Raw genomic sequence first — 1,723 nt, forward strand, 5'->3', positions numbered from 1 at the left:
CGCTGGGCAGCGCGCCTGAAGCGGCGCCGGCCAGCCAGCCGCGCTTCGGACCGTTGCGGCTGGCCGACGGCCGCACCTGCTTCCGGCTGTGGGCGCCCGATATGGCGGCCGAGGGCGAGATTCCCCGGCTCGAGATCCACGACGCCGGCCCAGTGCTGATGACGCCGGCCACCGACGGCTGGTTCGAGGCCACCGTGGCCTGTTGCGAAGGCGCGCGCTACTGGTTCCGTCTTGGCGACGGCACCATCGTGCCGGACCCCGCGTCGCGCGCGCAGGCCGGCGACGTGCACGGCGCCAGCGTGGTCGTCAATCCGGCCGCCTATCAGTGGTGCCATCCGTACTGGCAAGGCCGGCCATGGCACGAAGCGATCGTCTACGAGATGCACGTCGGCCTGTGCGGCGGCTACGCCGGCGCGGCGCGCGAACTGCCGCGGCTGGCGGCGCTCGGCTTTACCGCGGTCGAGCTGATGCCGCTGGCCGAGTTTCCCGGCAGCCGCAACTGGGGCTATGACGGCGTGCTGCCGTTCGCGCCGGAATCGAGCTACGGCACGCCCGACCAGCTGCGGGCGCTGATCGATGCGGCGCACGGCCTGGGCATGATGGTGCTGCTCGATGTGGTCTACAACCACTTCGGCCCCGAGGGCAACTATCTGCCGCGCTACGCCAGCGCCTTCTTCCGCGAGGATGTGCGCACCCCCTGGGGCCCGGCCATCGACTTCCGCCGCCAGGAAGTGCGCGACTTCTTCACCGAGAACGCCAGCTACTGGCTGCAGGACTTCCGCTTCGACGGTCTGCGGCTCGATGCGGTGCACGCCATCGCCGACGAGGGCTGGCTGGCCGAACTGGCGCCCACGCTGCGGCAGCGCTGCGCCGGCCGCCAGATCCATCTGGTGCTGGAGAACGACAACAACGATGCCGCGCTGCTCGCCGGCGGCTACGACGCGCAGTGGAACGATGACGCGCACCACGTGCTGCACGTGCTGCTGACCGGCGAACACGACGGCTATTACGCCGACTATGGCGCGGTGGTCGCGCCCGAATTCGGCGCCGGCGCCGATGCCGCGCATCGCGCCGATTCCGGCAGCCATCCCGGTCCGGACTACGGCCGCGCCTATGACCAGGACGCGGCACCGCGGGGCGACCACCAGCCGCTCGGCCCCACCACCCGCCATCTGGCGCGCGTGCTGGCCGAGGGCTTCGCCTATCAGGGCGAGGCGTCGCCGCATCGCACGCGCGAATCGGGCGGCGACAAGCCCGTCCATCGCGGGCAGCGCAGCGCCGACCTGCCACCGACCGCGTTCATCAGCTTCCTGCAGAACCACGACCAGATCGGCAATCGCGCGTTCGGCGAGCGCATCACGGCGCTGGCCAAGCCGCGCCCGCTGCGCGCCGCGATCGCGCTGCAGCTGTTGTGTCCGCAGATCCCGATGGTGTTCATGGGCGAGGAAGGCGGCACGCAGACGCCCTTCCTCTACTTCACCAGCCATCCGCCGGAACTGGCCGATGCGGTGCGCGAAGGGCGCCGCCGCGAGTTCGGCTCGATGGCGGGCTTTGCCGACGGCGCGCGCGCGGACAGCATTCCGGACCCGAATGCGCCGACCACCTTCGAGGCATCGCGGCCGCAGTTCGATCCGGACGGTGATTGCGCGCAGTACTACAAGTCGCTGATCACGCTGCGCCGGCGCGAGCTGTTGCCGCGCTTGCCCGGCACGCGCTGCGAAGG

General features: G+C 71.2%; 1 protein-coding gene. It reads left to right on the forward strand.

The window, feature by feature from the left end; all coding sequences use genetic code 11:
• Nucleotides 1-2: 2 nt before the first annotated feature.
• Nucleotides 3-1,723, forward strand: a 1,721-nt coding sequence (locus B551_RS17640) for an alpha-amylase family glycosyl hydrolase (protein WP_157072020.1), incomplete at its 3' end; no start/stop codon positions are given.

The sequence above is a fragment of the Cupriavidus sp. HPC(L) genome (assembly GCF_000307735.3).
Taxonomy (GTDB): Bacteria; Pseudomonadota; Gammaproteobacteria; order Burkholderiales; family Burkholderiaceae; genus Cupriavidus.